The following is a 26262-nucleotide window of genomic DNA, read 5'->3' on the forward strand; positions in this document are numbered from 1 at the left end:
AGTATCGTTTCCTCCTGTTTTAATTGTTAGTCAAAGATGTTTGAGAAGAAGTCTTTGATTTTACCAGTAACTTTTTCACCAGATTCATGGATTTCAGAATCGTCATATTCTTCTTGTTGTAAATCAGAGTATGTGTCATATTGAACTTCTTGTTGAACCGCAATCGTTGGTTGAGAAGATTTAATCTTTTCGCCTGGGATTGCTCCTTTAGCAATATGGTAAATGTCATTAAGTTGAGCAGAATACTCAACAATACTAATCACATTTGTAAAGACTGGATTGCGTAGTCCCATATGATTAGGAACATACAATTTCACACTTGCATCAAAGATTTCCTGTGCCAAATCAACGACACCCGGAAGACTTGCGCCGCCACCAGTTAAAATTACTCCACCAGGAAGTTCTAAAGCATCAATTTCATCCAACACTTCTTTAGATTTCTTAAAGATTTGTTCAACACGTGCTTCGATTACTTCTGAAAGGTAACGTTCATCAACTTTGACAGGCTCAGACTTACCAATTACGTCAACTGGAAACTCTTCGCTGACAGATGTTCTTTCCGGATAAGCATCACCGTAATTAATTTTTAAAGCTTCTGCGTTGTTAAAAGATGTATTTAATACAATAGAAACATCTTTAGTAACAAACTCGCCGCCTTCTTGATTTACATGAGTAAACTTCAATTGTTTATCATGCATTACAGAAGTGGTTGTTTGACCGCCACCCATATCAATAACGATAGTACCAAAATCTTTTTCACCATCTGAAAGTACAGTTTCTGTTAATGCTAATGGCATAATCACTAATTCATTAACTGTTAAACCAGCTTTTTCAACACATTTTCTAGTATTGTGAATAATCGTTTTCGGACCTGTAAAGACAACTCCGAACATTTCTAAACGAACGCCTATCATTCCTCTAGGATCTTTGATCCCTTCAAATCCATCTACTGTAAATTCTTGAGGCAGGATTGCTACGATTTGACGTTCAGGAGGAGTTGAACGAACCAGAGCTGCCGATGCAACGTTTCTTACATCTTCATCAGTGATTTCTTTTGACTCACTACTTACAGCGATCATTCCTTGGCAATTTTCAACTTCAAGTAAGTTTGCTGGTAACCCCACATTCACACTTTTAATTTGAATTCCCGCTTTTTCTTCTGCTTGTCTTACTGCTCTTTGAATCGCATTTACTGTTTTATCAATATCGACAATAATCCCTCGATTTAATCCATCAGATTTTGCGTTTCCTACGCCAATGATATTCATTTGACCTTCGATAAACTCAGCTACTACAACTTTCACTGATGTTGTACCAATATCAAGGCCTACATACATTCCTGTCTTTGCCATGAATGGGGTTCCTCCTCCTATTAATTCCAATATGTAAGCGGACCTAAAATGTCCGTTTAAATATATATTTTTTTTAGAATACTCACTTCTTTCAATTTTACCATAAACATGGGCTTTTTAGAAAGCAGATTCTACTATTTTATTCTTTTATTTTTCTTAATTTCATTCTAATGCTTGTGAAGATTCTTCTACACTCTCGTCGGTGGACTCATTTACAAATGGATAAGAGAAAATTCCAACTTCCATATCGATCGTTCCTGGTTTATCCATTTGACTAGCTACCTTGTCGTAATACGCCATTTTCTCTACTAATTGCGAGATATTTACAATTACAATATTAGTATCTTTCATATAAAGATTAACTAATTCTTTGTTAACATTAGATGGCGCATATCGGATTTCTGAAATATTTTGCTTCAAACTTTCAGGTAATTTATTATAAGAATTCATTAAGTTTTGAATAATTGATTCATCTGTGAAATTCTGAAAAATTGGCATTCCGCTTTCAGGAGCACTCATTTCTTCAGGTAAAATTTTACCATTCTCTAAAATTGGGTGGTAAATATTATTTACAGATTCCAAAGCAACTACTTCATATTCCTCAACTGCGATTTTAAATGAGTTGATACCATTTAAAGAAATTGTTGCTTTTTTGATACGCGGCAACTGGCGTGAAATTTTTTGTTCATAAATTTTCCGATCACCAAATTGTTCCCAAAGGCTTTTGCCTTTTTCCAATTTTGATTGTTCGATAATTTTTTGACTATCAACAGACTGATTCCCTGCTACACTGATATTTCCTAATTTACTAAGTGGAGAAACAAAGTAAAGTACCACCAATATCGCAATTAAAAAGACTGAAACGATTAAAGTCAGCCGACGATATAAACGTTTGTTTCGTACTTTTTTTATATTTGGTAAGCGGTCAGCAAAAGATTCGTAAGTTTTATTTTGTTTATCTTCTGTATCAATTGTTTCATCATCAGAAGCTTCTATTTCACCTTCTGATTCATTAGGTTCGTCTGTTTCAGCTTCTTCCGTTAAAACTAAGGGATTCCAAGTTGGTTTATCTCCCTGTGACTTTAAATATTCTAAATTTTCTTTTTGCCAGGGAGTCAAATTCTCTTCATCCACTTGTTCAATTGGATCTACTTTTTTTTCGTCTTTATTTTCCGGTTTATCTTTTTTCTTACTAATCTTTTACCCCCCCCATCAAGTAATTTCTTTGACCACTTTGTAAAGTCGGTCAGCAGCATCTGGGATTCCTTCTTTTTTGGATGCTTCAGCCATCGACTGACAGCGTAATTCGTCTAATAAAATTGTATCAATTTCAGCTACTAGCTTAGATCCAGTAAGTTCTTGATCCGGAATCATTTCAACAGCACCTGATTTGACTAAACTTTGTGCATTTTTTGTTTGATGATCGTTTGTTACATATGGACTTGGAATTAAAATTGCTGGCAGTCCCAATGCTGTAAATTCTGCAATTGAGGTTGCTCCAGCACGTCCAACCATTAGATCTGCCGCAGCTAGTACTTCTGCCATTTTATCAATATACGGCTGAATACTGATGTTTGTCAATTTCTTTTCTGAAAGCTTTAGTTTTTCTTGCAATTCTTTATAATAGCGCTCACCCGATGCATAAAGAACTTGATAGTCTCGTTCTTCAAAAAAGGGCAAAGCTTCAACAAAAGCTTGATTGATTTTTAGCGCGCCACGGCTTCCACCAAAAATGACTACTGTTTTCTTTTCTGGATTCAATCCATATTCCTTTAAAATATCAGTTTTTTCAACTGATACAACTTCTTGCGCTCGTGGATTTCCGGTTAAGACAACTTTATCCTTTGGAAAATACTGCGCTACATCAGGGAAACAAATAGCAACTTTTGTTGCATATTTACTTAAGAATTTATTGGTCATACCAGGGATGCTATTTTGCTCATGAACAATTGTCGGAATATTTAATTGCTTTGCAGCGTAAACAACTGATCCTGAAACATAACCGCCTGTCCCAATCACTACATCTGGTTGAAACTCTTTAAGAATCTTTTTTGCTTTTCCGATACTGCTTAGGAAAAGATACACAGTTTTAAAATTTTGCGGACTTAAAGATCTACGAAACCCTTGAATTTTAATCGTTTTAAAAGGAATATTGTATTGAGGAACAATGTTACTTTCTAACCCATTCTCCGTTCCTACATACATAAATTCAGTATCAGGAGCTAAAGTTTTCACATGGTTAACAAAAGCTAGCGCTGGATAAATATGTCCGCCTGTTCCGCCGCCTGTCATTAGTATCTTCATAAATTATCTCACTTTTCTATGTCTTTTAGCTGTTGCATTGTTTGAATAAACGCTTCTCCACGTAGTTCAAAGTTAGGATATTGATCCCAACTTGCGCACGCGGGCGATAATAGAATAGTATCATTTTTTTCGGAAAAATCATAGGCTTCACGGACAGCACTTTGGACATTTTCTGTTAATTGTATTGATTTAACGTCAGCTTTTTTCGCCGCATGTAATAATTTATCTTTTGTTTCTCCAAAAAGTATAATTGCTTTGATTCCTCTAAGTGAAGGAATCAGTTCATCAAATTCATTTCCTCGATCCAAGCCTCCAGCTAACAAAATGAGTGAGGAATGGTCAAAACCACTCAAAGCCATTTCAGTTGCTAGAATATTTGTTGCTTTTGAATCATTATAAAACTTACGTCCAGCGACTTCTCCCACGTATTGAGTTCGATGGGGTACTCCTGTGAATACTTTTAGCGTTTGACGAATGCTATCTGTGGATATATTTTTTAATTTTGCAACACAAATTGCAGCCAAAGCATTTTCAATATTATGACTACCAGGTACTCCTAGTTCTGTTGCTGGCATAATAAATTCACCTTTATAATAAATATTGTCCTCTTCCAGATAAGCTCCATCAACTTTCTCATTTGTTGAAAAAGGTAGTATTGTTGCCTTAGTCGTCTGGCTTAATTTTTGAATTTCCGGCTGGTTCCAATTTAATACAAGGAAATCGTTCGATTGCATGTTTTTTTGAATCTCCCATTTCGCATGTACATAGTCTGCTCTTGAACCATGATAATCTAAATGCGCTTCATAGATGTTTGTAATCACAGCAATTTGCGGATGGAATGTCTGAATCCCCATTAGTTGGAAACTAGAAAGCTCCATTACAATGTCATCTTGCGGAGTTGCTTTTTCAGCAACTTCACTGGCAGGATAACCGATGTTTCCAGCTAAACGCGCAGTTCCGCTTTTTCTATCTGCATTTAAAAGTAACCCAATCATTGTTGTGGTCGTTGTTTTTCCATTTGTACCTGTAATGCCGACAATTGGGCATTCAGCAATCTGTGAGGCTAACTCAACTTCTGTAATTACTGGTAAGCCCATATTCACTGCTTTTTCAACCAAAGGATTTGTATAAGGAATCCCAGGATTTTTGACAATTAATGAAAAATCTTCGTCTAACAATTCAATTGGATGTCCACCTGTAACTACACGAATACCCAAGGTTAATAAATCTTGGGCTTCCGGATTTTGATCAAATTGTTTAAAGTCATTAACTGTTACTAATGCTCCTAGTTCATGAAGTAATTTAGCTGCACTAACACCACTTTTTGCTAGTCCAAGAACAAGGACTTTTTTGTTTTCATAATTTTTTATCTTGTTCATTATAATTCCCCTTATCTTAGAAAAGCTAAATGATGCTAGCTCACCTTATTTTACTTCAATTAAAAAATAATCCATAGTGTTACACCTGAGCAAATTAAAGCCGTTATCCAAAAAACAATATCGATTTTCCATTCAGACCAACCGCACATTTCAAAATGATGATGAATGGGTGACATTTTAAAAATTCGTCTGCCAAATAGTTTAAATGAAGCAACCTGCAAAATTACGCTAGCTGTTTCACAAACATAGACAAGACCAATTAAAAGAAGTGTCCATTCTTGACGTAATATAATAGAGATTGCTGCTAATAACCCGCCTAATGCTAGCGAACCAACATCTCCCATAAAAATCTTAGCTGGTTTTCTATTGTAAGGGAAAAATCCTAATAACCCGCCGATCACGCTTAGACAGACAATCACTACATCGAATTGCTGTTGTTTCCACGCAATGATGGCATATGTTGCAAAAGAGATCGTGCCTAATCCAGCTACCAAACCGTCAATACCATCAGTTAAGTTTACTGCATTAGAAAAACCAACTAGCCAAAAAATAACAAACACACCATAAAAAATTCCTAACGGTACCGTTGCAATACCAAATAAATCCAATGAATCAGGCAATCCTTCTGAGCGATAGACAAAATAGAAAACCAAACCACCAATGATTTGACCAATCAATTTTTGACGAGAATTTAATCCCATATTTCTTTTTTTGAATACCTTAATAAAATCATCAAGAAAACCCAATAATCCATAAAGTACTAAAATAAACAAAATAATCAGCAGCGAAGGAGTCAACTCTTGTTTCCATAAGCCTACTAATAATGATGTGATAAAAGCCCCTACTAAAAACACCAAACCACCCATCGTCGGGGTACCAGTCTTCACATTATGCCACGTCGGTCCATCTTCACGTGTCGTTTGTCCTTGTTTTTTCATTTGAAAATAACCAATAAACAGCGGCATTACAGCTACCGTTATAGCAAAACTGCAAGCTATGGGAATAAAAATTTGTGTCCACTCCATGATATCTCTCCTAATTATTCAACTCGAATTGAGTTACCTTGTTTTTCATTTTTACTTATTTATTTTGCTGCTTCTGTTGTATCAGTATCCGGTTCACTGTCCATTGATTCCATGACCAATTTCATCAAAGGATTGGCAATTTTGGCAAGAGCATCGCGCGTATATGTTTGCGGTTTTTTCATTGTTAGATACAAAATATATTCTGGATTATCAGCTGGTACCATTTCTACTACTGAATACGTATAATCTGTCAAACCTTCCATATAGCCATTTTCTCCAGTAATTTGCGCTGTACCTGTTTTAGCTGCTACATGATAGCCTGGAACTGAATAAACATCGTATGCAATACCATAAGTCGGGTCTTCCACTGTATCTACCATATAAGTTCGAATATCACTTGCTGCTTGCGGTGTGACAATTTGTTCCCCAACTTTTTGCGTTTGTGTCACTTTTTCTTCACCAGTATCATTATCCACAATTTTTTTGATATACTGTGGTTTCGTCATAGATCCGTCGTTAGCAATTGCAGTGTATGCCTGCATCATTTGAAAGTTTGTTACAGAGACTGCTTGACCAAATGACGACATTGCCTGATCGACCCAGTTATCACCTGGAAGCATTCCTGGCGATTCACCTGCCAAACCTGAATCAGTCGATTTACCAAAACCAAATTTTTCTAGATATTCTTTCCATTTTTCTCCACCCATACTTTGTTCTAATGTAAGCATCCCTACATTACTTGACCAAGAAATAGCCTGACGGAAAGTTAATGTGCCAATTGCTCCAAAGTCATGATCGTTAACCGTTCGATCGTCTAATTTGTAACCACCAGCCGGATACACAAATGTAGCATTCGGATTAAATTTACCTTCTTGCATAGCGGCAGCCGCGGTGAATAATTTCATAGTAGAACCAGGTTCAAATTTATCTTCTACTAAGATATTACGCCAAACGTCATCTTTTCCTAATCCCTCTTTTGTTTCAGGGTTAAATGAAGGCCGTTGAGACATCGCAATAATATCACCCGTTTTGGCTTCCATCAACATTGCTGTCATATCTTCAGGTTTATATTCTTCCATGACAGGATCCAACAAGCTTTCTAAACGACTTTGAATTCGAAGATCTAACGTTGTATAAATATCTTTACCGTCAACTGCCTGCTTCTCACTAGCCACAGTTCCTGGTAATGGACTACCGTAAACATCTTTTTCATAGTCTATTTTTCCATCTTGACCACTTAAGATATCATTATAAGATTTTTCTAAACCCATCATCCCAACTAAACCTTTAGATTCATCCTCTGCATCGGCAGCATCCGTATAACCGATAAAGTGAGAAGCAAAAACCCCGTTAGGATAGATTCTAGCAGGATGATCTTCAAAATAAAGACCATAAACATTTTTTTCTTTTAATTCATCTTCAATTTTTTGTTTCGTTTCTATGCTGATGTTCTTTCCTTTACTTCCAAACTCTACTTGGTATTTTACAGAGCCATCTTCGTTTACTCCACCATTTAAATAACCTAAAGCTTCACTTTCACTAATGGTCGTATTTCTTGCCAATATTTCGGCTAGTGTTTGAAAATCCTTTTTCTGAGCGTATAATTTTTTATTTTCTTCACCTACAAATGACTCTGATAGAATTGCATAGACGGAGTAAGACGTGGCGTCTTCAGCAATTACTTCACCATTACGATCTAAAATTGCTCCTCTTTTGGCTTTAACGACACTGCTGCCTTGATAAAGATTAGCTGTTTTTTCTGGTAAAGATACGCCAGCAACTTTTCCCACAGCCACAATGTACGTTAATCTAACGGCAAATAAAAAGAACAACCCAATACTCGTAGCAAATAAAATAATGCCTACTTTTTTACGATTGTTCATTGGATTTAAGTTCTTCTTTTTGACAAAATTCTTTATTTTATTTTTTATACTCATTATTTCACTTTCCTTGTATTATCAATGTTATCAGAAAGACCTTTATTTTTCGCAATTTCTTTAATGCGATCTGCTTTGGATAATTCATTTTTTTGCTGTTCCAATTTCAATGCAGATTCTTCTTTCTGTTGGATCGTTGCTTGAGTTTCAGTAATTTCATTCGTCATTTGTGTGATAGATGTCCGTACTTGAATGGTGAGAATTGCTATGCCAATAATCGCTACTAACAATAAAAAGCCGATTGTTTTTTCTAACAGTGAAATATTTCTTAATTTCCTTTTCGGAGATTGAGGTAAATTAACATTTTTTTGAACCTTTCTAGGCTCATTTTCAGGACTCATGACTGGCTCATCCATTAATGGAATGTCATATTGAAAATCATCTACTTTTTTTAACTCAGCCATGTTACTGCTCCCTTCTCTAAATGTTTAATTTAACTTTTTCGGCAATTCTTAGTTTAGCACTTCTTGAGCGATTATTTTCAGCCAATTCGGTCTCACCAGGCAAAATCGGCTTTCTTGTGATTACTTTTAATTCTGGTTGAAATTCTTCTGGAACTACAGGTAGTCCCGGTGGTAAATCTTGCATCGTACTATATTCTTTAAACATGCTCTTAACAATCCGATCTTCTAGCGAGTGAAATGTAATTACGCTAATGCGACCATTTTTGTTTAGTAAAGTAATTGCTTGTTCTAACGATTCTTCTACAACACTCAGCTCATCATTTACAGCAATGCGAATAGCTTGGAAAATTCGTTTTGCCGGATGTCCGCCTTTACGTCTAGCAGGAGCTGGGATTGCTGTTTTGATAATTTCTACTAATTCACCAGTTGTTTCAATCGGTGCTTGCATACGCACGCGTTCGATTTCTCTAGCTACTTGTTTAGAAAATTTTTCCTCGCCGTAACGGAAAAAAATTTTTACTAATTCGTGATAAGTGTAATTATTAACGACATCATACGCAGAAAATGCTGCATCTTGATCCATCCGCATATCCAAAGGCGCATCTTGATGATAACTGAATCCGCGTTCCGCTTCATCAAGTTGAGGTGAAGAAACCCCTAAATCATACAAAATCCCATCAACATGATAAATTTCTAGATTCGCTAATTCGTCTTTAAGGTATCGAAAGTTTGATTTGATAAAAGTTACCATACCTTTATCAACATATTTTTTTAAACGTTGCGCTGCATGATCCAATGCTTTTTGGTCTTGGTCGAATGCATATAAATGACCTTGTTCACCTAACTGTGATAGTAAATATTCACTATGTCCTGCGCCACCTAAGGTACAATCAACATATATCCCATCTTCTTTCACTTGTAAGCCATCCACTGTCTCTTTTAGTAAAACAGTATAATGTTGAAAGTCATTCGTCATAATGCTCCTCTTTCTAAAAACCAAAATCAATCATTGTTTCTGCAATTTCATCAAAATTCTCTTCTGCTTCTGTAGAAAATTCTTGCCAACGAGCTTCATCCCAAATTTCAATTCGATTTGAAACACCGATAATAACGCAAGCCTTCTCTAAACTGCCATGAGTTCTTAACGCAGCAGGAATATTAATTCTTCCTTGCTTGTCGATCTCACATTCAGTAGCAGCCGAATAAAAAAAGCGGACAAACGTGCGGGCATCTTTCTTAGCTAGCGGCATTTCTTTTAACTTTTCCTCTAGCTGTTCCCACTCAGTCATTGGATAACCAAATAAACAGCCATCCATTCCTCTAGTAAACACAAATTTTTCGCCTAGTTGATCACGAAATTTTGCTGGTACGATGAGTCGGCCCTTGGCATCTATATTATGTTGAAATTCACCCATAAACATAGCCAATTCTCCCCACTTTTCCACTTGATAGAAACAGTCTACCACATCCCACCACTTTCTACCACCAAAAACAGTAAATCTTCTGGCTTTTAATTGTTATTTAAAAAATTTGTAATATTTCAAAAAGTGGATATCCAATTAGGAAAAACGTTATCAATGCCTGTATAATCAAATTTCAAAGAGTTAATTGCCTTTTTTATTCATATTTGTTTCTCATAAAAATATTACAAATACATTTGGTGGTAGAAAGTGGTGGAAAATTTCACTTCTCCTATTTTTAGAATTTATGCTAAATAATGTAAAATATTTAACAAAATTAAAACGCCATATAAGATTATGCTTAAAAGAAAAACTAAACGCCAAAACATCTTGAAATATCTGCCATATAGAATTTCTCCATAATAATAAGCTTGAAAAACTGCTACACAGATCCCTAACAATAAAACAGAAATAATCATGTAAGGAACAATTGATTGTCCATAACTGTCTTTTGACAATTCATTTAAACCTATAAATAAAAATGGGATTGAAATATCTGGTGCTTTTACCTTAAAACGTTCGGTTAGTGAAAACGTTGAGATAAGAAAATTACACGCAAATAGAACAATTACTGGAAAAACATACCAAAAAAGCATAATGACTGAAAACGACACCATTTTTCTAACAATTCCTTTCGTAACACACTTAGTTTACTATACTTTATTTTCTTTACATTGATGTTTCAGTTCGTTTAAAAATTCGTGCCTAAATAATACCAAATGACAAGTGCTTTATTCCCTAAAATCCGCTATTTCCATTATAATAGTAATTAGCAAGTATTAAATAAAACGGGGTGACAATTTGATAAACTATTTAAAAATAGAAAACGGACATTTTACGCCTGCAAAATCTGACATAGTAGACGCAGTTTGGTTATCTGTAGAAAGTCCAACAAATGAAGAAATCAATGAATTAATCACAAAGTATAAACTCCCTAAAGATTATATCACAGGTGTTCTTGATGATGATGAAAATTCTCGATTTGAAGGCTTGTACCAAAACACACTGGAAGAGCCTGCTTTAATGCTGTTGCAATATCCTCATGCAACTATTAGTCCAAGCGGATACACCCAATTCAACTCTTATCCTTTTGCAATCATTTTAACTACTGACAAAAAAGTGATTACAGTTATAAATAAGTCTGCTGATTTTTTAAAACATGCATTAACTGAACCTATAACTGAGACTGAGTTACCCATTCAAGAATTATTGATTCTGTTTCTATCCTGGCAAATTTCAACACACTATAATAAGTTTTTAAAAGATTTAATTAAACAAACCAACAAACTTGAAGGAGAATTAAAAGTCTCCACGGAAAACAAACAACTTTATCAAATGATGGATATCCAAAAAAGCTTAGTTTACTTTGAAGCTGCGATCAGTTCAAATTTGAAAGTTCTAAATATGCTTTATAGCGCTCGAATTTTCAAAGAACCAAGAACTCACTTACCGCGTCTTCACGATATCCTAGTAGAGACACAACAAGCCGCCACAACAACCCAAATTCAATTAAAATTAGTTGATAAAGTCAGCGATACATTCTCAGCGATTGTTTCCAATAATTTGAACAATGTTATGAAAATTTTAACATCTTTAACAATTGTTTTAACGATCCCGACAATTATCGGTGGAATTTACGGCATGAACGTTAAGCTCCCCTTTGCTAATAGGGAAGATGCCTTTTGGTGGCTTTTCATTATTACTGCCGGAACTTGTACTTTTGTCATTCGCAGGCTGAAAAAACGCAACCTTTTGTAATTTTTTTTATTGCTGTTTTTGCCAAAACGATGTAAACTAAGGACAAGAAAAGAATAAGGATGTGTAAATTCCATGAACGATAAAAAGTCTAGCACTTTTTCTAAAGTCACTAAAGTCGTTGTTTGGTTGATGCTGATTGCCATTGCTGGTTCAACAATACTAACTGCTATAATGAGTCTATAATATTAAAAAATAATGGAGAAGTGTGCTGAATATATCATTCGCGCCCTTCTCCATTTTTATATTTTTACCTATGCTAACTGTTTCTTTCATGCTCTGCCATATTTAATAGTTCTTTTGCGTGCTCTATTGTCAGCTTTGTAATTTCACTTCCAGAAAGCATGCGGGCAATTTCTGCCACTCGTTCATCTTGTTTAAGTCTTCTAACTTTCGTTTCTGTTCGTTTACCAATCACTTCTTTTTCAATAAAATACTGATAATCTGCAACAGCAGCAACTTGAGGTAAGTGGGTAATACACAAGACTTGAGAGTTTTCAGAAATTTGATAAATTTTGTCCGCTATTGCCTGCGCAACTCGTCCACTAACACCTGTATCTACTTCATCAAAGACAATACTAGTAATCCCTTGTGATTTAGAAAAAATAGTTTTCAGTGCTAACATTACACGAGATAATTCCCCGCCAGACGCAACTCTCACTAACGGTTTCAATGGTTCTCCCGGATTTGTCGTAATATAAAACTCAACTTGATCCAAACCTTCTTCTGTAAACTGCTCTTCGTTAAGCTCAGTGAAACGTATATCAAATTCAGTGCGTTCCATATACAATTCTTTTAGTTCCCGCAAAATATTTTTTTCAAGTTTTTTGGCAACTTTTTTACGGATTTCCCTTAATTTTAACCCATTTTCAATCACTTGATTTTTCTTTTCAACTAACAAGGCTTCCAGCTCTCCAGTTTTACCTTCAAGAAAATCGGCATCAGCTAATTCACGAGTAATCTCTTGATAATAATCAAGGATCGTGTCGATAGAATCACCGTATTTACGCTTCATCTGGCGAATTAACTCTAGTCTAGTTTCAACTTCATTTAAACGATTTTCGTCTAATTCTAAACTATCAATGTGGCGAGATAAATCACCGCTGGCTTCTTGTAAAAGGTAATAACTATTTTGGACTGCCTCTGAGATCGCTTTATACTCTGTATCAAGTGTTTCAATGGACAATAGTTCATTCATGGCATAACCAATTTTGTCTAAACTACTGTCACCATCTCCATTGATCGCTTCATAGCTAAGCGCTAAAGCATCAGCAATTTTTTGAAAATTTCCTAACTTATTCCGTTCTTCAATAAGTTGCTCATCTTCGCCTACACTTAGCTCAGCAGCTGCAATTTCATCACTTTGAAACTGAAGCATGTCCATTCGCTGTGCAAATTCTTTTTCATTTTTCTGGCGATTTCTGACCTTCTTTTCAATTAATCGATATTCAGCGTAAATGGCTTCGTATTGTTCTTTTATCTTAAGTAATTCTCTACCGCCAAAATCATCTAACATTCCTAAATGCTTTTCACTTTGCATCAATTCCTGATGTTCATTTTGACCATGAATATCAACTAAAAATTCACCAACTTTGCGCAAATTAGCAATATTAATGATTCGACCGTTTACTCGACAAACATTTTTCCCTGAAGTTGAAATATCACGTTGAATTAAAATAACCTCTTCGTCTGTTTCAATACCCAACTCGTCCAACAAATTTACTAATTCTTGGTTTTTCGGCATTGTAAACAAACCTTCTAACGTACACTTCGATGCGCCTTGGCGAATATAATCACTTGAGCCTCTACCACCTGTCAAAAGCCCCATTGCATCAATAATAATCGATTTCCCAGCACCTGTTTCTCCAGTTAAAACAGTCATTCCCATTTGAAATTCTAACTGCAATGAGGAAATAATCGCAAAATTCTTTACAGAAAGTTCCTGTAGCATGTTTTGTTCACCTCGATTTTATAAATATCGGAAAAATTCATTTTTTAAAAATTCAGCATCTTTTTCGGTCCGTGCAATAATCAACACTCGATCATCATTATTGATTGCAGCAAAGACAATTTCTTTATATTGTTTTTCTATTAAATTAGATACAGCCGCAGCGTTCCCTGGTATAGTACGCAAAATAACCTGTTTTTCCATCTGGTCAACTGAAATAAATGCGTCTTTTAGTAATTTTTCCAATTTCAGTGACGTATCTTCTTTCGTTTCTGCCGGCATGCTGTATCGATAACCGCCATCTATAGCTGGAACTTTAATTAATTTCATTTCTTTAATGTCGCGAGAGATAGTTGCCTGAGTAACTTCTATTCCTTTTTCTTGTAAATATGCAACAAAATCTTCTTGCTTTTGGATATTTTTATCAGCTAATAAGCGAGTAATTAAACGATGCCGATCTTTTTTTCTCATAATGAATTGCCCTTTCTTTGGTTCATTTCCATTTTATCATAGCGTATTTTTATTCATATTGAAAGCATAAAAAATAAGACTGAGATCAAAACGCTATGCGCCTGTCCAGTCTTACTATTTTGACTTTCATAAAAAATCAGCTTTTTAATTTTTCATGTGCAGCGTGAACCACTTCATCTATCTTGCTTGAGAGATCTTCTATATTTGATGTTTCTGTGGAAGTTAAATATGCTAAAAATTCGATATTTCCTTCTCCGCCAGTGATCGGCGAATAATCTAACCCGCTAACTGAATACCCCTGTTGCTGGGCAAATGTTAGAATATCAGTCAACACCAGTTTATGCGTCTCGGGTTCACGAACGATACCTTTTTTCCCAACTAATTCTTTGCCTGCTTCAAATTGTGGTTTAATTAATGCAACAACTTTCCCACCTGGTTTTAAAATTTTATGCAGCGGCGGTAAAATCAGTTTAAGTGATATAAACGAAACATCAATAGTTGCCATATCAGGTGTTCCTTGCTGAAAATCTTCCGGTGTACTATAACGAAAATTAGTTCGCTCCATCACAACAACGCGTTCATCTTGACGAATTTTCCACGCTAATTGATTATAACCTACATCTAATGCATAGCTTAAACGAGCACCATTTTGTAAAGCCACATCAGTAAAGCCACCCGTAGAAGCACCAATATCCAACATTGTTTGATCTGTTACATCTAATTGAAAAACTTCTAGCGCTTTTTCCAGTTTCAAACCACCACGAGAAACATACGGTAACGTTTGCCCTTTAACTTGAAGTGGTGTTTCAATCGGGATTTTCTCACCGGGTTTATCCAGTCGTTCGTTTTTATCATTGTACACTAAGCCCGCCATCACAGCTCGCTTAGCTTTTTCTCTAGTTTCAAATAATTCTTGGTTAAACGCTAAAACATCCACGCGTTCCTTTTTCATAAGATCCTTCTTTCTATCATCATCGCAATTGCTCTAAAAATGCCTGTAATAGCTCTAATTGAAAGGCACTGTTTAATTGTCTGATTTCTAGTAACGTATCATAACCTAAAGTTAGTTGTTCTTCTAAAGCTGTTTTAGCACCTTCTAATCCAAGTAAACTTGGGTATGTACTTTTATTTAACGCTTCATCACGACCAACCTTTTTACCTAATTCAGCTTCTGAGCTAGTAGCATCCAACAAGTCATCCTTAATTTGAAAAGCCAAACCTAAATGTTGGGCAAATGTACCTAACAAATTAACGATTTCTTCCGGCTGTTGAGCTAAAATTCCGCCAGCTAATAAGGCAAACTCAATGAGGGCTCCTGTTTTCTTTTCATGTACATCTGCCAATTCTTCCAAAGATAATGAACGTTTTTCTCCTTGCAAATCCCCAGCTTGACCAGCCACCATTCCTTGAGTCCCAGCAGCTTTGCTTAATAACTGGATCAGTAAAATCTTTTGGTCCATTTCCAACTGACTAAGAGCAAGTAACTGAAATGCTGCCGTAAGTAGCCCATCACCTGCTAAAATCGCATGAGCTTCGCCAAATACTTTATGATTCGTCGGCTTGCCACGTCTTAAGTCATCATCATCCATTGCTGGTAAATCATCGTGAATTAACGAGTAGGTATGAATCATTTCTAACGCTGCGGCAACTTGATAATCATGTGTCTTCGGCTGTTTAGCAAAAGAGTCTAATACAGCAATTACTAAAAGTGGACGGAATCGCTTGCCTCCTGCACGAATTGAATAAAGCATTGATTCTTTCAGCCGTTCATTTGTGGTATACTCATCAATGAAATTTTCCATTTCTTTTTCAATAAGCGGTAAATTCTGCTTACGAAAATTTGTGAAATCTCCCATTAATTTTCCTCACTTTCTTCAAAAAGCACTTCTTCATTATTTTCAGTCATTACTTTGGTTAACGTCTTTTCAGCTTTTTCTAGCGTATCTTGACATTGTTTACTTAAAATCATACCTTCTTGAAATGCTGCTAAAGCTTCTTCTAAAGGAACATCGCCACGCTCTAAACGTTGGACAATTTCTTCTAATTCAGTTAAGGATTCTTCAAACGTCTTTTCTACTGCTTTTTCTTTTGCCATGCTTTTACTCCTTTTCAAACGGTGTGACTTGATCTACCGTCGCTTTTACTAATCCATCAACATAGTGGATTTGAATGGTTTCTTTTTTGTTAATTTCACTGACTGATTTGATTACTTGTTCATCTTTTGTGGTGTAACTATAGCCGCGTCCCATGATTTTCAGTGGACTAAGTAAATCCAACTGTTGAACAGCGGAAGTAAATTGTTTTTGCTTATCTTTCATATATTGTTCCATACGATCATGTAATGTTTTGTTCAAAAACGTTAGTTGCTGTTGACTTTCTCTCATTTGACCTTGTGGTGATTGCTGTTTAAATGAAGCAATAATCTCTTGGGCCGTTCGTTGTTTTTGATGATAAACAGTCTCCATTGATTGAGTTAAACGCTGAGTGATCCGATCTAACTTAATTGTTTGACCTTCGTATAATCGATCAGGTTGTTTAAACACATAAGAATTTTTTAAGCGTTGAAAACGATCGTTTTTTTGCTGTAATTGAAACAGGAAACTTTGTTCTAATCGCGTTTGCCGATCCTTAATTTTTAGTAATTCTTCATTTAATACAGGAACTGCTAGTTCAGCTGCTGCAGTTGGTGTTGCTGCTCTGACATCTGCTACCATATCAGCTATTGTCACATCAGTTTCATGGCCTACAGAAGAAATAATCGGTGTTTTGGCTTGATAAATTGCCCGTGCTACTCGTTCTTCGTTAAACGGCCATAAATCCTCAATCGAGCCGCCGCCCCGTCCGATAATCATCGTATCAAACGTACCAAGTTCTTCCACTCGCTGAATGTTACGCACAATATCATCAGCTGCTTGATCTCCTTGAACTAGAGTTGGAAACAAAACAAGTTGCGCAATCGGGTATCTTCTTTTAACTGTCGTGATAATATCACGGATTACCGCACCACTGGGACTAGTAATAACCGCAATTTTCTTCGGGTATCTCGGCAACATTTTTTTAGGTCCTTCAAAAAGACCTTCTTTACCTAACTTTTCACGTAATTCCGCTAAGGCTTGATACAAAGCACCCACGCCGTCTGGTTCCATATGATCCACATAGATTTGATACGAACCGCCGCTTTCATACAACGAAATTCTGCCGACAACTAAGACTTTCATTCCTTCTTTAGGTTGAAATTTTAATTTTTGAAAAGCAGATTTAAACATAATTGCTGAAATTTTAGCACCGTCGTCTTTTAAACTAAAATATTGATGAGCATTAGGCCGCAAACGAAAGTTAGAAATTTCTCCAGTTAAATAGACTCGTTCCAAATATGGATCAGCATCAAATTTACGTTTTAAATATTTAGTTAGTGCTGTTACTGTTAAATATTGCTGTTCCATTTACTCACCTTACTTTTGTTTTTTTGCAGCTTCTACTGTTTGATACATCAACATCGTGATTGTCATTGGTCCCACGCCTTTAGGCACTGGAGTGATGTAACTTGCAAGTTCTGATACTTCATCAAATTTTACATCACCAATTAATTTACCATTTTCATCACGATTCATGCCGACATCAATAACAACTGCACCTGGTTTGATAAATTCTTTTGTGACAAAATGCCCTCTGCCAATAGCTACAACTAAAATATCTGCTTCTTTAGCAACAGCTGGCAAATCAACTGTTCTAGAATGCGCAATTGTGACGGTAGCATTTTTCATCATCAACAGTTGAGCCATTGGTTTGCCGACAATATTACTACGGCCAATTACAACCGCTCGTTTGCCTTCTAAATCAATATCATAAGCTTCAAACATTTTCATAATGCCATACGGCGTACAAGGAATCATTGTCGGTTCGCCAATAAACAAATGCCCCATATTCATCGGATGAAAACCATCCACATCTTTTTTCGGATCAACTGCCAGCAGAACTTTTTCTTCGTCGATATGTTTTGGCAATGGTAGTTGAACTAAGATACCATGATAATCTGAATCTTGATTGTATTGCTCGATCACATTCAATAATTCGGCTTCTGAAATAGTTTCCGGTAACCGTTCAACTTTTGAGCGAATACCAATTTTTGCAGCAGCCAGATCTTTATTTTTTACATACGTTTGACTTGCTTGATTTTCGCCTACTAATAGTACCACAAGACCAGGTTGGATGCCTTTTTTCTCAAGTTCTTGCACTTCTATTTTAATTGCTGCCTGCATCTTATCTGCTAACTCACGCCCGTTAATTAATGTTCCCACAATCGATCACTCCTCTTTTTATCTATAGTAAACGTTTCGCGTTTCTTTCAATATTTTTATTCTAGCATAATTTCGCTTCTTATAACACTCTAGAATGTTTCATCAATAAACAAAAAAAGCAGAACAAAACTAATGAAGTTTTACTCTACTTTCTTAAGCATTTTAGTTTAATTGTCAGACGTTGCCGTATCTAAATCTTTCATTACGTTTGATAAAACACCATTGACAAACTTTCTTGAACGATCATCGCTGTATTTTTTAGCTAACTCAATAGCTTCATCTAAGGCTACAGTGTTAGGGACATCGCCAACATAAATCATCTCAAAAATCCCCATGCGCAAAATAATCAAATCCATTTTCGCAATACGTGCAATTGACCAATTACTGCCTAAATGTTTTTTAATAATCTCATCAAGTTCTTCCTTACGATCACAAACACCGCCAACTACTAAGTCTAAATAAGCAGGAACAAATTCTTCACCATCTTCGCTGATGATTGCTTGGTTATCAAACTCTAAAGCGTAAGAAATGGCATCTTGCTTTGTCAAATCAGTGTTAAAATCCAAAGGAAATAGTGCTTGTAGTGCTTTTTCTCGAATCTCGTGACGAGTGAAACTTGGCTTACTCATTATCTCCCTCATCTTCCGGGAATAATTCATCAAAATCTGGTTCCGGTAATTTTTCCGGTACAACTGCGACAACATGGATATTCACTTCAATTAAATCGATATCTGTCATGAATAAAACTTGCTGTTTCACACGATCTTGCATTTCCAAAGCTACTTTCGGTACAGAAATACCGTAATTTAAGTAACAATAAATATCTACTTTCAAGCCTTCTTCTTCTGCTCGTAAATAGACGCCCTTACCGTGAGCAGCACGACCAAGAAATTCAGTTACATTATTTGCAAAAGTTCCGCGCATACCATATACACCATCAACTTTAGATGCTGCAATACCGATAATGACTTCAATCACTTCCGGCGCGATAACAATTTCGCCTAAAGAATCTTTTGTATTGATTACTAGATTTTTTTCGTCAGTCATTTTTATCCTCCTTAATAGTTATGTGGGAACTATTTACAAACTATCTTTTCTTCGTTTGTAAAAGAGTTCGTACATTTACCTATTCAAGTTTACAATCACTCTTAGTTTATCATTAAATAGCCTATTTCGCTACCATAAAAACTAGAAGCACTTCCTTAATTTTGTCTTTTTAGCTAATAAATTTTAGCTGGCACGACATATTTTTTCTCTTATAAGATAATCAGTTCTTTTGGTGAGTGAGTTAAAACACGATTACCATTTTTTGTAATTAACAAATCGTCTTCAATTCTAACGCCACCTAATCCTGGTAAATAAATTCCCGGCTCATCTGTAATTACATTCCCAGCAACAAACTGTTTATCTGCTCTAAACGAAACATTCGGTCCTTCGTGAATTTCCAGTCCAATACCATGACCTGTACTATGACCAAAAGCTTCCCCATAACCATAAGAAGCAATATGGTCACGAGCAATTGCATCAAGTTGAATCCCTGTCAAACCTGGTCTTGCTTCATCCAAAACTTTTAATTGGGCTTCTAAAACGATTTGGTAAATCTCTTTTAGTTTACTATCTGGTTCACCAATCGCAAATGTCCGCGTCATATCTGAAACATACCCTTGATAATAACAACCAAAGTCTAAAGTAATCAGATCACCTTTTTCAATTATTTTTTCACTAGCTACACCATGAGGCATTGCAGAACGAACTCCACTGGCAACAATAGTTTCAAAAGAAACACCAGAAGCTCCTAACGAACGCATATAAAAATCCAATTGATTAGCAATTTCGATTTCCGTCATTCCCGGTTTAATTACCGTTATAATATGTTTAAAACCGGCATCTGCAATACTACATGCTTTCTCGATGATCGCAATTTCATCTTCATCTTTTACTTCACGTAATTCTTCAATTAAACCTGCTACTGGAACCAAATCACAAGGCGTAATCTCTTCTAATACACTATATTCTGCAAAACTTACAAAAGTTTCTTCAAATGCTAAATTAGCTAACTGTTCTTTTTCAGCAATCGCTTCTACTTCATCGAAAATCGGTCCCATATTTTGAACAATTTCAAAACCTTGTGCTTGCTCTGCTGCTTGTTCTGTATAACGGAAATCAGTCACAAAAAACGCTTTGTCCAGCGTAATAACGGCTAAACCGGTTGTTCCTGTAAAATTCGTTAAATAACGTAAATTATATGGACTAGTAATCAAAAAACCAGAAAGATTATTTTTTCTCATTAATTCTCGTAACTTATTGACTCTTAACATCATATTCTTCGTCCTTCTTTCCTATATAAGTTCTTATCTATTATAGCAAATAATTTATTTGAAAAACACTGAATGCCTATAACTACTAAATTATTTTAAATTTTCTTCAAGATGCTTGGTATTTTAACTTTTTTTAATTTTTTCTCGTTATATTATTAGTTGAAAGCGAGGTAACCAATGAAAAAAAGGTACATTGTCTCTTTATTATTTTTAATCGCGATTAGTCTGGTCTTATACGCCTTTTTTATTGAACCTAAAAGAATCGTGGTACATAATTATACGCTTGGAAACAACGAAGGACAGCAACCAGTCAAAGTTGTGCAACTTTCAGATATTCATATTCAAGAAAACTACCCTACAACTCAATTAGAAAAAATCGTAAACAAGGTCAACCAAGAAAAACCCGATATCATTGTATTTACAGGTGATTTATTTGATAATTACGCCAAATATGGACCAGCCGATGAAGTGACAGCTGCTTTGAGTAGATTAGAAGCACCACTTGGAAAATTTGCGGTTTGGGGAAATCATGACTATGGCGGCGCTGCTGCCCACGTTTACCCCGAAATTTTAGCAGCGTCAGGCTTTCAACTACTTGAAAATTCCGGAGTTAATGTATCCATCACTAACGAAAAATCAATTTATCTTGCAGGCTTAGATGATTCTCTATTGGGAAATTCCTCTATTTCAGACACACTAGCTGAACGGCAAAGTGACTATACAATTTTATTAAGCCACGAACCTGATGTAGCTGATATGTTAACAGATCAAAATATCCAATTAATTCTTTCTGGTCATAGTCACGGCGGACAAGTAAAATTACCATTTTTTACGATCAAAAATGTATTGTCTGAGAAGTATTTTGAACGTTTTTATCAATTAGAAAACAATACCACTTTATATGTTAATACAGGTTTAGGGACCACAAAAATTCCTGCCCGCTTTAGAGTACCACCAGAAATTGCTGTTTTTAATCTTTATGTTTAGCACTTTTAGATAAACACAACTCTCGAAATAAATTCATTCCGAGGATTGTGTTTCCTGTTAAGTTTGTTCATTTATTAAAGTTCTTTTACTCTGCCACCAATCTTATCGGCAAACGCTTCTGCATAATTTTTGTTTAAAAAGATTCGAACACGTTTTTTATCCCTTGTACGTTGTCCGTTTTCACTTATATATCCATGTAATACTTTTACAGCGTACATCGCCATTCCTCCTCTCTTATTGAAATACCATTGAAATGCCAATTATTCCTCAGCTATCAACCAAATATCCAATAAATAATTATGAATTAACTATAACCAAGAAAACTTAATTCAAACATAAAAAACATTGAACAATTTATGAATACTTATTAAGAAAAAAGTAAAAACAAAAAAATTGTTTAAAGAAATAGATTATCGATATAAAAATAGAAAAAAGTTTGCTTCGAAACACCATTGCTTCAAAGCAAACCTTTTTACTTATACTATAATATCCCTTGTCTGTTTATCAATATGTATCTTCGCTGTCCAAGTATCAAAGGTTACGACTACAGGATTTTTATGATTTAGTTCTTTTTGGTACGGTGATAATTTCGATTCAACACTATCTATTGAGTCAATTGGTGTAATCGAAAATTTCCCTTTCATTAGTAAACTTTCATGTCTGATTTCTTCATAGCAACAAACCGAACCATTAGGATTTTTTTGAATATTTCTGATTGTCTCACCATTACCATCCAAGTAAAATTGCAACTTCAATAGTCCTTCTCTCCATAAAGGTTCAGAAACGGCAATGACTGTTGGAAAACCACGTTTATCAATTGTTGAAATTAAAAAGACATTACTTGATGTTAGTAATTTGACAATCCGCTCATGTAATTCCATTTTTCAAAAACCCTCCCATTTATAATAACTTATCTAATTATAACAACTTTATATCATTTTTGAAAAGTACAACTCCTTTTCTTCAAAAAAAAGAGAAACAAAGCGATTCTGCTTTGCTTCTCAAACTGTAAGTCCATTATCTAGTTACTTTCTTTTAATAAGTTACTTTGCCTACTCTTTTCTAAAACCATTCTACAAAATGGACCAATCAGTAATAATTGCAGCGGTAACGCCATAATCAGATTTTTGACAAAAGCTCCACTATAATAGCTGAAAAAATCTTTTGTAAAACCAAATTGAACAATGACACCATACATTGACATAAAAAAGACCATGCCTAAAACCATACAGCTAGAAACTGCTAAAATCATATGGATTTTTTTCTCTTTATTAACAGGTAAAGCAAAGGCTACTTTTTTAGCAACAATTGCAACTACAAAAATATCCAGTATAAACGCAACAATAAAACCTGGTATAAGTCCTGCAAATAACTTATTTAAAGAAAACTGTCCATGTAAAAATAGGTTATAAGCACTCATTGAAATGACCATCGAAAAACAGACAATGGTTGTAAAAAATAAACTTTCTTTTTTCGTTTGCGGCATTAAACACACTCCTCTTTTTTTATAACAGAGATTATCCTAACATAAAAAAAAATTTCTCGTAAGCATTTTTTGAGATTAATTTACTCCATATAGGGTTGAGAAAAATTTTTAGAGTTTTTAGCTGTTGAGTCATTATAAGAAGTAGTAAAAAATAAAAAAGTGAGTGTGACAAAACTAAGGATCAGTTTTGTTTCACTCACTAGATCAGAATAAACGGCGAGAAAAAAGCAGCTACTCCACTTCGTTCCGATCACATCAATTTCTAAGAGCTAAAGCTCTAAGAATTAAAGGCTTCGGAAATAAGCCGAAATTGCTATGAAACACAGTGAGGTACGAACGGATGTAGAATAGTACCTACTTGGTTCAAAAATTTGAAGAGTAATTTTCGTGAATCCCTTCTTATTTCTCGGAGCTAAACGCTTTTGTCTCAGCTTATAGTAAATCAATTATTATTGAGCTACTGGGTATAGATTTTTTTAGCGTTTCATTCAGTTTCAAAGAAGATCAAAAAGCTGATTTAAAAGGCATTTAACACAATAACATATTAATTGAATTTCATAGAATATTTCACTTATGGCATTCAAAATGGCATTCACTAATTCTCATTAGCGTGGGGCGCTGTACATAGAACCATTCATCTATTTAACCTCCTTTTAGCAACGAGTTCAAATAGTGCAATAGAACTAAACTTCCAGTCTGCCCCAATCTTCACAGCAGGTATCTTTCCGTTTAACGCTTCTTTTTTACAAGTACTAACACTTATTTCTAAAAAGTCAGCAGCTTGTTTAGTCCCCCATACTTCATTTGGAATTGCTTGTTCTGACATTAGAACTTTTAAGTCATCTAGATTTACTAGTGCTAGATTTGTCATTTGGATATCTCCTTTCTATAATCAAACAGAACATTGATGAGTTTTGTGATGCTTATTTTGATCATGGTAATTTCTTTGAATAATTTTTCCTGCTTATATAGCATACAACATAGAATTAATTATTTCCGCCAGAAAAGAATAAGAGATATAAAATATTTCGCGGATAATTGTGTATATTAACTTATCTCAAAAACCAGTTATCGGTTTAACCTCAACTTTTTGTTTGATATACTTATCCAGAAAATCATCTTAGGAGGATTAGTTCTGAAGAGATAGAAAATTAAAACAGAGTGAAAAAATGAGTGTTACGTATAACGAATGTTTTAGAGATAACTTTAATTAGGATAGAAAAATATTTTGGGCAACTCTAGTGAGTAATTGATTATCTTGTTAATACAGCGTTTTAAAGTCGGTCACATGACTACACTCTATTGAGTAATTATTTAATCCAAAGAAAAAGCCCACCAGTTGGAATCTGGTAGGCAACTTTTTCATAGAAGTAAATTCAACTTAGTTCAGTTTCGTACTAATACTTTTAGCACCTTATCTACTTCTGATCTAATTTGATCCTCACTGTAATATACATTTGGCAACTTCAAATCTTCTAAACTATCAGAGAATCTAGCAGACATATCTGAAACTTCTCCCAAAAGTCTATATTCTTCTTCCGTTAATTCATCATAATCTATTTCTAAATCAAATATTTTAATAAGTTTGTTAGTGAACTCATTTATGCCTATCTCATTGCTTGTAAGCCCAGTCAATAAAGCATATAACTGCTCTTTTTCTGTTTGCATAGATACTCCTCTGCTGAAAATACACCCATATTAATTGAAGGAAATCGTTACTGCTTTATTAATATCCTAACGATTTGAGTAGTTCAGAAGTCGCTTTTCTAAATTGTTCCCATTCTTTTGCACTTTTTAGCGCCTCATCATTCCAAAGACTTTTGTTTTTATTCATTTCTTCTAAGTCTCTATCAATTTCTAAAAATTGCTCATACTGTTCAGGTGTTATCCAACCACTATCTGATAATTCTTTAGCGTATTTAACTGTTATATCTGAAAAATCTGAAGCAATTTCATCAGTGACTTGAAACCCTCTTAATCTTTCAACTTGTTCTGCAGGAGTTAAAATAGAATTTTTCAAATTTTCAATTACTCTACTATGCATCATAGTTAATGTATCAACATCTTCAGTCATTCTATCACAACCTTTCCATTCATATATATTCTTTTAATGCCATATTCAGGGGAAGACACTTTATAATATGGGAGTTCTCCATGGTGACCACCACCTGGATGATATTGAATATATCGAGAACTTCCACTCGTACCAGCTGGTGGGTTCATACTGTATCCACCGCCTTGTTCATACGTCAAGCCCGCGCTATTTCCTTTTTTTAAGGGTGTCACTGTCCATCCATCTTGCTTAACTAATTCAATTATATCGTGCGGATTTACATTTGTTAAGGAACTGGGCATACTTATAATTTCATCTATGGAATTAACTGGATTCTTCCAAAAAACATTGTCAGCTCCGTATTTCTCTCTAAAATAGTTATTCCAGTCTTTCCCATTTTTTGGATTCTCAGCACTAAAATCACTTTTAGTAGACTTCACTGTATTAGAGCTTTTATAGAAGTCATTATTTGCTGCATATTGTCCTGCGTAGGCTCCACCAACAGTTCCGAGTACATCAAAAACAGTTTTGCTATGTGCTGCGTACTGGAATTTCCACTTTTCTTCATCCGTTATTGGCAAGCCTGTATGTGGATTTACACCCATTTGAGCGAGTCTTATATACTTTTCTAACACAACATTTTCAGGATCGTTAGGCTGAACAAGGTCGGCTTCAGTTAGCCCATGTTCCGCTAAAGTATTCGCTTTGGTTACTTCTGCTTTCTTCAGTTCTTCTTGTTTCATTTTTTCTCGTTTTTCCCAACGATCATTTATAGGTTTTGCCCATGTCATATCAAGTCTTGTGATATCAAAGGAACCTGTAGAGGCATTCCAAGCTTTACAATCTTGTACCTGTGCTAAACCATTGTTTAATTCACTTTGTGACGATTGATAGTCCGTAAAGAAACTTGCTGACTGACTACTGTATTCGCGAAACTTTTCTAATTTTTCTTGTCGTTTCTGCATCGCTTGATAGGCATTCATCGAGCGTCTTTCTAAATCCGTTCGGTGTGTTTTCGCATCCCGAATCAGATCATCAATGGTATCTAACAGTGCTTTATAGTTGTCAATCTCAGCTACTAGCTG

Annotated in this window: 29 protein-coding genes and 1 pseudogene; 3 read left to right on the forward strand and 27 right to left on the reverse strand. The window is 35.1% G+C overall.

Annotation, left to right across the window (positions count from 1 at the left end):
- Positions 1-26 precede the first annotated feature (26 nt).
- The 10 genes from ftsA to C240_RS15890 form a co-directional block, all read right to left on the reverse strand.
- Positions 27-1352 carry a cell division protein FtsA gene (gene ftsA / locus C240_RS15845; protein WP_271497838.1) on the reverse strand — a complete coding sequence of 442 codons (1326 nt, stop codon included), beginning with the start codon at positions 1350-1352 and terminating at the stop codon, positions 27-29.
- 162 nt (positions 1353-1514) lie between these two features.
- Positions 1515-2471 carry a cell division protein FtsQ/DivIB gene (locus tag C240_RS15850; protein WP_271497840.1) on the reverse strand — a complete coding sequence of 319 codons (957 nt, stop codon included), beginning with the start codon at positions 2469-2471 and terminating at the stop codon, positions 1515-1517.
- Between the two features lie 93 nt (positions 2472-2564).
- The gene (gene murG / locus C240_RS15855) at positions 2565-3656 is read right to left on the reverse strand and encodes an undecaprenyldiphospho-muramoylpentapeptide beta-N-acetylglucosaminyltransferase (RefSeq protein ID WP_271497842.1); all 1092 of its coding nucleotides are present in this window, start codon (positions 3654-3656) and stop codon (positions 2565-2567) included.
- Between the two features lie 8 nt (positions 3657-3664).
- Positions 3665-5035 carry a UDP-N-acetylmuramoyl-L-alanine--D-glutamate ligase gene (gene murD, locus C240_RS15860; RefSeq protein ID WP_271497844.1) on the reverse strand — a complete coding sequence of 457 codons (1371 nt, stop codon included), beginning with the start codon at positions 5033-5035 and terminating at the stop codon, positions 3665-3667.
- Between the two features lie 59 nt (positions 5036-5094).
- Complete coding sequence (gene mraY / locus C240_RS15865; protein ID WP_271497848.1) at positions 5095-6060, reverse strand: phospho-N-acetylmuramoyl-pentapeptide-transferase; 966 nt, start codon at positions 6058-6060, stop codon at positions 5095-5097.
- A 59-nt stretch (positions 6061-6119) separates the two neighbouring features.
- Positions 6120-7997, reverse strand: coding sequence for a peptidoglycan D,D-transpeptidase FtsI family protein (locus tag C240_RS15870; protein WP_271497850.1), 1878 nt, complete (start codon positions 7995-7997; stop codon positions 6120-6122).
- A complete protein-coding gene (ftsL, locus tag C240_RS15875; RefSeq protein ID WP_271497852.1) occupies positions 7997-8401 on the reverse strand; it encodes a cell division protein FtsL in 405 nt (134 codons plus the stop codon). The genes C240_RS15870 and ftsL overlap by 1 nt, the downstream gene beginning before the upstream one ends.
- Positions 8402-8417: 16 nt before the next feature.
- A complete protein-coding gene (rsmH, locus tag C240_RS15880) occupies positions 8418-9377 on the reverse strand; it encodes a 16S rRNA (cytosine(1402)-N(4))-methyltransferase RsmH (RefSeq protein ID WP_271497854.1) in 960 nt (319 codons plus the stop codon).
- A gap of 13 nt (positions 9378-9390) precedes the next feature.
- Positions 9391-9822 carry a division/cell wall cluster transcriptional repressor MraZ gene (mraZ, locus tag C240_RS15885; RefSeq protein WP_271497857.1) on the reverse strand — a complete coding sequence of 144 codons (432 nt, stop codon included), beginning with the start codon at positions 9820-9822 and terminating at the stop codon, positions 9391-9393.
- Between the two features lie 284 nt (positions 9823-10106).
- On the reverse strand, positions 10107-10478 hold the full coding sequence (locus tag C240_RS15890) for a DUF3397 domain-containing protein (RefSeq protein ID WP_271497860.1): 372 nt from the start codon (positions 10476-10478) through the stop codon (positions 10107-10109).
- A 184-nt stretch (positions 10479-10662) separates the two neighbouring features.
- Here C240_RS15890 and C240_RS15895 point away from each other — a divergent pair, with 184 nt between their 5' ends.
- Both C240_RS15895 and C240_RS15900 read left to right on the forward strand, forming a co-directional pair.
- The gene (locus C240_RS15895; protein WP_271497863.1) at positions 10663-11619 is read left to right on the forward strand and encodes a magnesium transporter CorA family protein; all 957 of its coding nucleotides are present in this window, start codon (positions 10663-10665) and stop codon (positions 11617-11619) included.
- A gap of 72 nt (positions 11620-11691) precedes the next feature.
- Positions 11692-11802, forward strand: coding sequence for a DUF4044 domain-containing protein (locus tag C240_RS15900; protein WP_271497865.1), 111 nt, complete (start codon positions 11692-11694; stop codon positions 11800-11802).
- Positions 11803-11875: 73 nt separating this feature from the next.
- Here the strand turns inward: C240_RS15900 and recN are convergent, their stop codons facing one another.
- The 10 genes from recN to C240_RS15950 form a co-directional block, all read right to left on the reverse strand.
- On the reverse strand, positions 11876-13567 hold the full coding sequence (recN, locus tag C240_RS15905; RefSeq protein WP_271497868.1) for a DNA repair protein RecN: 1692 nt from the start codon (positions 13565-13567) through the stop codon (positions 11876-11878).
- A gap of 18 nt (positions 13568-13585) precedes the next feature.
- Entirely contained in the window at positions 13586-14035 is a 450-nt protein-coding gene (locus C240_RS15910; RefSeq protein ID WP_271497871.1) for an arginine repressor, read from the reverse strand.
- Between the two features lie 136 nt (positions 14036-14171).
- Positions 14172-14987: a TlyA family RNA methyltransferase gene (locus C240_RS15915; protein WP_271497874.1), complete on the reverse strand. Its 816-nt coding sequence runs from the start codon at positions 14985-14987 to the stop codon at positions 14172-14174.
- A gap of 19 nt (positions 14988-15006) precedes the next feature.
- Positions 15007-15891 (reverse strand): polyprenyl synthetase family protein, encoded by an 885-nt coding sequence (locus tag C240_RS15920; protein ID WP_271497877.1) that lies wholly within the window; start codon positions 15889-15891, stop codon positions 15007-15009.
- Positions 15891-16130 carry an exodeoxyribonuclease VII small subunit gene (locus C240_RS15925; RefSeq protein ID WP_271497880.1) on the reverse strand — a complete coding sequence of 80 codons (240 nt, stop codon included), beginning with the start codon at positions 16128-16130 and terminating at the stop codon, positions 15891-15893. The genes C240_RS15920 and C240_RS15925 overlap by 1 nt, the downstream gene beginning before the upstream one ends.
- 4 nt (positions 16131-16134) lie before the next feature.
- Positions 16135-17478 (reverse strand): exodeoxyribonuclease VII large subunit, encoded by a 1344-nt coding sequence (gene xseA / locus C240_RS15930; protein ID WP_271497884.1) that lies wholly within the window; start codon positions 17476-17478, stop codon positions 16135-16137.
- Between the two features lie 9 nt (positions 17479-17487).
- Entirely contained in the window at positions 17488-18333 is an 846-nt protein-coding gene (locus C240_RS15935; protein ID WP_271497888.1) for a bifunctional methylenetetrahydrofolate dehydrogenase/methenyltetrahydrofolate cyclohydrolase, read from the reverse strand.
- A gap of 167 nt (positions 18334-18500) precedes the next feature.
- Positions 18501-18962: a transcription antitermination factor NusB gene (nusB, locus tag C240_RS15940; protein ID WP_271497892.1), complete on the reverse strand. Its 462-nt coding sequence runs from the start codon at positions 18960-18962 to the stop codon at positions 18501-18503.
- Positions 18955-19380, reverse strand: a complete 426-nt coding sequence (locus C240_RS15945) for an Asp23/Gls24 family envelope stress response protein (protein ID WP_271497894.1) — start codon at positions 19378-19380, stop codon at positions 18955-18957. The genes nusB and C240_RS15945 overlap by 8 nt, the downstream gene beginning before the upstream one ends.
- Before the next feature lie 209 nt (positions 19381-19589).
- Positions 19590-20654 carry a M24 family metallopeptidase gene (locus C240_RS15950; RefSeq protein WP_271497897.1) on the reverse strand — a complete coding sequence of 355 codons (1065 nt, stop codon included), beginning with the start codon at positions 20652-20654 and terminating at the stop codon, positions 19590-19592.
- A gap of 174 nt (positions 20655-20828) precedes the next feature.
- Here C240_RS15950 and C240_RS15955 point away from each other — a divergent pair, with 174 nt between their 5' ends.
- Positions 20829-21638, forward strand: a complete 810-nt coding sequence (locus C240_RS15955; RefSeq protein ID WP_271497900.1) for a metallophosphoesterase — start codon at positions 20829-20831, stop codon at positions 21636-21638.
- A gap of 74 nt (positions 21639-21712) precedes the next feature.
- Here the strand turns inward: C240_RS15955 and C240_RS15960 are convergent, their stop codons facing one another.
- From C240_RS15960 to C240_RS15990, 7 genes and pseudogenes are all read right to left on the reverse strand, one after another.
- Positions 21713-21856, reverse strand: coding sequence for a hypothetical protein (locus C240_RS15960; protein WP_271497903.1), 144 nt, complete (start codon positions 21854-21856; stop codon positions 21713-21715).
- A gap of 258 nt (positions 21857-22114) precedes the next feature.
- Entirely contained in the window at positions 22115-22519 is a 405-nt protein-coding gene (locus C240_RS15965) for a pyridoxamine 5'-phosphate oxidase family protein (RefSeq protein ID WP_271497905.1), read from the reverse strand.
- A gap of 140 nt (positions 22520-22659) precedes the next feature.
- Entirely contained in the window at positions 22660-23124 is a 465-nt protein-coding gene (locus C240_RS15970) for a DUF2798 domain-containing protein (protein WP_271497907.1), read from the reverse strand.
- Between the two features lie 634 nt (positions 23125-23758).
- A complete protein-coding gene (locus C240_RS15975) occupies positions 23759-23995 on the reverse strand; it encodes a helix-turn-helix domain-containing protein (RefSeq protein WP_271497909.1) in 237 nt (78 codons plus the stop codon).
- Positions 23996-24510: 515 nt separating this feature from the next.
- Positions 24511-24792, reverse strand: a complete 282-nt coding sequence (locus C240_RS15980; protein WP_271497911.1) for a hypothetical protein — start codon at positions 24790-24792, stop codon at positions 24511-24513.
- Between the two features lie 58 nt (positions 24793-24850).
- Complete coding sequence (locus C240_RS15985; RefSeq protein WP_271497914.1) at positions 24851-25198, reverse strand: hypothetical protein; 348 nt, start codon at positions 25196-25198, stop codon at positions 24851-24853.
- Positions 25195-26262: pseudogene (locus C240_RS15990) on the reverse strand (hypothetical protein); the annotation flags it as partial. The pseudogene C240_RS15990 and the gene C240_RS15985, both read right to left, overlap by 4 nt.

The sequence above is a fragment of the Enterococcus sp. 5H genome (genome assembly GCF_028128615.1).
In the GTDB taxonomy this organism is placed as follows: Bacteria; Bacillota; Bacilli; order Lactobacillales; family Enterococcaceae; genus Enterococcus_L.

Bases quoted from the DNA above. Each gene is read 5' to 3' on its own strand.
- C240_RS15985 (WP_271497914.1), bottom strand. From the start codon at position 25,198: ATGACTGAAGATGTTGATACATTAACTATGATGCATAGTAGAGTAATT.
- mraY (WP_271497848.1), bottom strand. From the start codon at position 6,060: ATGGAGTGGACACAAATTTTTATTCCCATAGCTTGCAGTTTTGCTATA.
- C240_RS15925 (WP_271497880.1), bottom strand. From the start codon at position 16,130: ATGGCAAAAGAAAAAGCAGTAGAAAAGACGTTTGAAGAATCCTTAACT.
- C240_RS15915 (WP_271497874.1), bottom strand. From the start codon at position 14,987: ATGAAAAAGGAACGCGTGGATGTTTTAGCGTTTAACCAAGAATTATTT.
- murD (WP_271497844.1), bottom strand. From the start codon at position 5,035: ATGAACAAGATAAAAAATTATGAAAACAAAAAAGTCCTTGTTCTTGGA.
- mraZ (WP_271497857.1), bottom strand. From the start codon at position 9,822: ATGTTTATGGGTGAATTTCAACATAATATAGATGCCAAGGGCCGACTC.
- xseA (WP_271497884.1), bottom strand. From the start codon at position 17,478: ATGGAACAGCAATATTTAACAGTAACAGCACTAACTAAATATTTAAAA.
- C240_RS15980 (WP_271497911.1), bottom strand. From the start codon at position 24,792: ATGCAAACAGAAAAAGAGCAGTTATATGCTTTATTGACTGGGCTTACA.
- C240_RS15975 (WP_271497909.1), bottom strand. From the start codon at position 23,995: ATGACAAATCTAGCACTAGTAAATCTAGATGACTTAAAAGTTCTAATG.
- ftsL (WP_271497852.1), bottom strand. From the start codon at position 8,401: ATGGCTGAGTTAAAAAAAGTAGATGATTTTCAATATGACATTCCATTA.
- C240_RS15920 (WP_271497877.1), bottom strand. From the start codon at position 15,891: ATGGGAGATTTCACAAATTTTCGTAAGCAGAATTTACCGCTTATTGAA.
- recN (WP_271497868.1), bottom strand. From the start codon at position 13,567: ATGCTACAGGAACTTTCTGTAAAGAATTTTGCGATTATTTCCTCATTG.
- ftsA (WP_271497838.1), bottom strand. From the start codon at position 1,352: ATGGCAAAGACAGGAATGTATGTAGGCCTTGATATTGGTACAACATCA.
- C240_RS15900 (WP_271497865.1), top strand. From the start codon at position 11,692: ATGAACGATAAAAAGTCTAGCACTTTTTCTAAAGTCACTAAAGTCGTT.
- C240_RS15890 (WP_271497860.1), bottom strand. From the start codon at position 10,478: ATGGTGTCGTTTTCAGTCATTATGCTTTTTTGGTATGTTTTTCCAGTA.
- C240_RS15910 (WP_271497871.1), bottom strand. From the start codon at position 14,035: ATGAGAAAAAAAGATCGGCATCGTTTAATTACTCGCTTATTAGCTGAT.
- nusB (WP_271497892.1), bottom strand. From the start codon at position 18,962: ATGAGTAAGCCAAGTTTCACTCGTCACGAGATTCGAGAAAAAGCACTA.
- C240_RS15955 (WP_271497900.1), top strand. From the start codon at position 20,829: ATGAAAAAAAGGTACATTGTCTCTTTATTATTTTTAATCGCGATTAGT.
- C240_RS15970 (WP_271497907.1), bottom strand. From the start codon at position 23,124: ATGCCGCAAACGAAAAAAGAAAGTTTATTTTTTACAACCATTGTCTGT.
- C240_RS15965 (WP_271497905.1), bottom strand. From the start codon at position 22,519: ATGGAATTACATGAGCGGATTGTCAAATTACTAACATCAAGTAATGTC.
- murG (WP_271497842.1), bottom strand. From the start codon at position 3,656: ATGAAGATACTAATGACAGGCGGCGGAACAGGCGGACATATTTATCCA.
- C240_RS15960 (WP_271497903.1), bottom strand. From the start codon at position 21,856: ATGTACGCTGTAAAAGTATTACATGGATATATAAGTGAAAACGGACAA.
- C240_RS15945 (WP_271497894.1), bottom strand. From the start codon at position 19,380: ATGACTGACGAAAAAAATCTAGTAATCAATACAAAAGATTCTTTAGGC.
- C240_RS15870 (WP_271497850.1), bottom strand. From the start codon at position 7,997: ATGAGTATAAAAAATAAAATAAAGAATTTTGTCAAAAAGAAGAACTTA.
- rsmH (WP_271497854.1), bottom strand. From the start codon at position 9,377: ATGACGAATGACTTTCAACATTATACTGTTTTACTAAAAGAGACAGTG.
- C240_RS15950 (WP_271497897.1), bottom strand. From the start codon at position 20,654: ATGATGTTAAGAGTCAATAAGTTACGAGAATTAATGAGAAAAAATAAT.